Origin of the sequence: Streptomyces sp. NPDC088554 (assembly GCF_044752945.1) — a bacterium.
Lineage (GTDB): Bacteria > Actinomycetota > Actinomycetes > Streptomycetales > Streptomycetaceae > Streptomyces.
The window spans coordinates 1-3,971 of record NZ_JBIVMF010000076.1; the positions used below are offsets into that span (position 1 = coordinate 1).

At 68.7% G+C, this 3,971-nt stretch carries 3 protein-coding genes; all 3 read left to right on the forward strand.

Annotated elements, in window-relative coordinates; all coding sequences use genetic code 11:
* The first annotated feature begins 120 nt into the window (after positions 1 to 120).
* The gene (locus tag ACIP8W_RS31745) at positions 121 to 1,308 is read left to right on the forward strand and encodes a tyrosine-type recombinase/integrase (RefSeq protein WP_402205868.1); all 1,188 of its coding nucleotides are present in this window, start codon (positions 121 to 123) and stop codon (positions 1,306 to 1,308) included.
* An 82-nt stretch (positions 1,309 to 1,390) separates the two neighbouring features.
* Positions 1,391 to 3,454, forward strand: a complete 2,064-nt coding sequence (locus ACIP8W_RS31750) for a tyrosine-type recombinase/integrase (RefSeq protein ID WP_402205870.1) — start codon at positions 1,391 to 1,393, stop codon at positions 3,452 to 3,454.
* Complete coding sequence (locus ACIP8W_RS31755) at positions 3,451 to 3,897, forward strand: DUF6262 family protein (protein ID WP_402205872.1); 447 nt, start codon at positions 3,451 to 3,453, stop codon at positions 3,895 to 3,897. Before ACIP8W_RS31750 ends, ACIP8W_RS31755 begins: the two co-directional genes overlap by 4 nt.
* Positions 3,898 to 3,971: the final 74 nt, after the last annotated feature.

A 3,971-nucleotide genomic window follows, 5' to 3' on the forward strand; every position in this document is an offset into this window, starting at 1 on the left:
CGTTATCAGCGGGGCGTGAGCCCCTCGATTCTCTGTCTGCAACGAGCGTCACCGTGAGCGTTCTGTGTCGTTGATGCATTGCTATCAACGGGAGTTCTTCAACGAGACGGAACGGCATCAGTGGCGCACAGCTTGGCGGTCCGGCCCTCGAACGGGCGGCGAACGTGGACCGTGATCGACGAGAAGTACCGGACCGTCGCGCCGGTCGAGGACTGGCTGGAGGCCCATCGGCAGCTGTGGTCACCGAACACGGTCCGCGGCTATGCGACCTCGCTGGCCCAGTGGTGGACTTTCCTCGAACAGCGCGACGAGACCGGCAGGTGGGGCGATCTCGGGGTCCCGGCAGTCGCGGGGTTCCTGTCCTGGTTGCGCAATGGCCGCACCGTCGAGCACACCTTGGTCGCTCCCGAACAGGCCCCGGAGGACGGGACATTGGAGGCGAGACTGGCCGCGCTGCTCTCCTTCTATCGCTGGCAGGAGGCGGTCTTTTCGGTTCCGGTCGCGGGCAGGCTCATGCGCGGGACGCCGCGCCGGGCCCCGGCCCGGGGCCTGCTCGCGCACCTGGACGCCCGCACCGCTCCCGCGCCGTCCTCGCTGGTCAGGGTCCGCCGCCAACGGCATCGTGGGCGCCCGCCGTTGCTGCTGCCGGCCGAGATTCAGGCGATCCTGGACGGCTGCGCGATCCCGGACGCCACGGTCGGCGACTGGAGCGGGAACCTGCGCGACCGGCTGCTGTTCGCCCTGCTCGCGGAGACCGGCATGCGCCTGGGCGAGGCCCTCGGCCTGCGGATCTGCGACTTCGTCATGGGCCGCGGCTCCACTCCCTATGTCGAGATCGTGCCGCGCGAGGACAACACGAACGGGGCCAGGGTGAAGATGATGCGCCCCCGACGGGTCTATGTCGGCAGCGACCTGGAGCGACTGTTCGCCGACTATCTCACCCACCTCGCCTGCCGAGCCGCCGAGTTCGGCATCGAGATCGATACCGGCTCGCCGCTGCTGGTGAACCTGGAGCGGCCGCCGCTGCTGGCCGCCCTGCGCGAGGGCACGGTGCGGGACAAGGTGTCCGCCCTGCGCAAGAAGGGCATCGGGCCCGTCTCCTGGACGCCGCACTGGTTTCGCCACAGCCACGCGACCGCGCTGCTGCTGGCCGGGACGCCGGAGTGGGTGGTCTCCCGCCGACTCGGTCACGCACACGTGCAGACCACGCTCGACCTCTATGGCTGGGTCAGCGAGGACGAGGCCCTGCGGGCCGCGGCGAACTGGAAGTCGTACATCTCCGCCTGGCAGGTCGACGATGGCCGGTGAACAGCGTCACCTTCGTGCAGCCGGAGGCGAGGATCCGTTCTGGCGACTCTGGCGAGAACTGCCAGAGCCCTGGAAGGGGCCGGTGATCAGGGACGGTATCGACGACTGGGAGAAGATCACAGAGAACGGCGACCGGAGCATCGACCTGACTGGTCTGCCCGACCTGATCGCCGCAGAACTGGCCTGGATGGCGCACTGGCAGGCGATGGACGGGACTCGCTCCTCGGTACTGGGCACCAACCAGTTCGCAAACATCCTGCGCCGCGCGATCCGCGACAACCATCCCTTCCCGGCCTCGATCCGGACCATGGACTGGGAGACGGCGGCCGCCCTGCAGCGGTGGTTCTATGCCACCCGCTGGGGCCGACTCATTCCCCGCGGCAGCGTCGCCCGGCTGCGGGTGATCTTCCGCTTCTCCCGTCTGGCCCTCCTTGCTCGCTGCACCGACGGGCCCTGGTGGTCCCTTGACGAGTGGCATCCGCGCTGCGATCCGCGGATCCCACTGGCCGAGCACGAACCCCAGGCCCACTACGGCTGTTCCCCTTCACGGATCACTCAGCTGTGGCTCCGGGAGGCCGTGAAGTGGTGCCTGGGCACGCAGTTGGAGGCCGGCACGTTGCGCTGGTCGACCGTGAGCCAGGAGAGGATGCGGTGCTTCGCCCGCTTCGACCGGTGGCTGCAGACCTTCACCAACCCCCTCGACGTCCTGGGCGACCCGGCCCACGCGGTCCAACTGGCCGCCGCCTTCCGCCGCTGGGACACCGATCCCGCCAACCGGCTCCTTCGCCAGAACGAGCAACGGTTCGCGAAGCAGCCCGTCCATCCCCGCCTGGTCAACGACGACCTTCGGGCCATCGCCGAACTCTTCGCGTTCGTCGCCGCCAACCCCATCGGCGCTCGTCAGGTCCTCGGGCCGAACCCGTGGTCGCGGGTCACCGACGCACATGCGGCCGGCTGGTTCCGGCAGGTCTCCCGCATCCCTGGCCGGCGCGAACTCAACGACGAGCACTACGTCGACGACCACGCACTCGCACAGATCCCCGCCGCCTTGCCCCTGCTCGGGCTCGCCCGCCACGAAGAGATGGCCGTCACCCGCGGCGACGGACAGCAGGTCACCGCCCGCGGCTTCGACGACCCGCAGGCCATGCGCATGATCCTGCTGCAGATCCTCACCGGACGACGGGCCAGCGAGATCCGCACCAGCCGCTTCGACTGCCTCTCCCCGGTCCCCGACCGGGCCGTCGACGCCGCCGAGGGCGAACAGATCGCCCGCTTCCACTACGCACAAAGCAAGATCGACATCGCGCCGGACAACATCCTCGTCGACGCCGAGGTCGTCGCCGTCGTCGAGGAACAAAGGCAGTGGGTCCGCGAGCACTTCCCCGGCATCACCCCGCGTCACCTGTTCCTGCAACGGACCGGGAACCGGCAGGGCGACAAGCCCTACCCCTCGGGCACCTACAGCTGGATGCTCCGCGAGTTCAGCAAGATCGTGAAGATCACCGACAGCAAGGGCAAGCCCGTCGGGCTCAGCCACACCCACCGCTTCCGTCACACCAAGCTGACCCGGCTCGCCGAACTCGGCCTCCCTGTCCACGTGTTGATGCGCTATGCCGGACACGCGACCCCGTCGATGACGATGCACTACGTCGCCGCCCGCCAGGAACATGCCGAGCAGGCGTTCCTGGCCACCGCGAAACTCCGCGCAGACGGCACCCACGTCACCTTCTCCCACGACGACCACGACAGCCTCCACCTGTTCAACCGGGCCGACCGGTTCCTGCCCCACGGCTGGTGCCTGCTGCCGCCCCTGCAGACCTGTGACAAGGGAAACGCCTGTCTGACCTGTTCGGTCTTCGTCACCGACGCGTCTCACCAGAGTGCTCTGGAACGGCAGTTGGACGAGACCGAGGCCCTGATCAGCCGCAGCACCACCGCGTTCCAGGAGCGGCACGGACGCCCGATGCCCGAGGACAACGTCTGGCTGCTGCAACGACGAGCCGAACATGCAGCCCTCACCAAGCTCCTGGACACCCTCCGCTCCAAGCCCGGACGCGCGATCCAGGGCGCCGGCTGCGGCGCCGCCCCCACCGGCCCCGTCCCGATCACCCTCGACCTCGACCGTCACCGAAGGACCCGGCCATGACCGACGCCCGCACCAAGCGCACCCAGACGCTCGCAGCCGCCGCGAAGGCGAAGTCCCAGGCCAAGAAGGAGGCCGCGGAGAAGGCGATCCGCACCCTGGTCAAACGCGGCGAGCCGATCACCTTCCAGGCCGTCCAGCGCGAGGCCGACGTCTCTCACGCGTTCCTCTATAACCACCCCGACCTGCGCGGACGCATCGAACGGCTCCGGGCCCAAGCCCGACCGGTTCCCGCACCGACGCCTCCGGCCGACGAGCAGAGCACCCTCGTCCTCGCCCTGACCGGCCAGATCACCCGCCTGAAGAAGCAGCACCGAGAAGAAGTACAGGCACTGCGAGACGCACTCGAGCAAGCCCACGGCGAGAACCTCGACCTCCGGCGCGAACTCGCCCGCCGCGGCGGAGACGTTCCTGTTCCACAGGCTCGAACCATCGGCCCCTGCTGACCACGTCCCATCGATCGAAGAACCGTCCTGAACTGCAACAACATGCTCAGCTCGCGAACGAACCGGCGATAACG

What these genes read in the sequence shown, in the direction of transcription:
- ACIP8W_RS31755 (WP_402205872.1), top strand. Translation starts at nt 3,451, where the DNA reads ATGACCGACGCCCGCACCAAGCGCACCCAGACGCTCGCAGCCGCCGCG.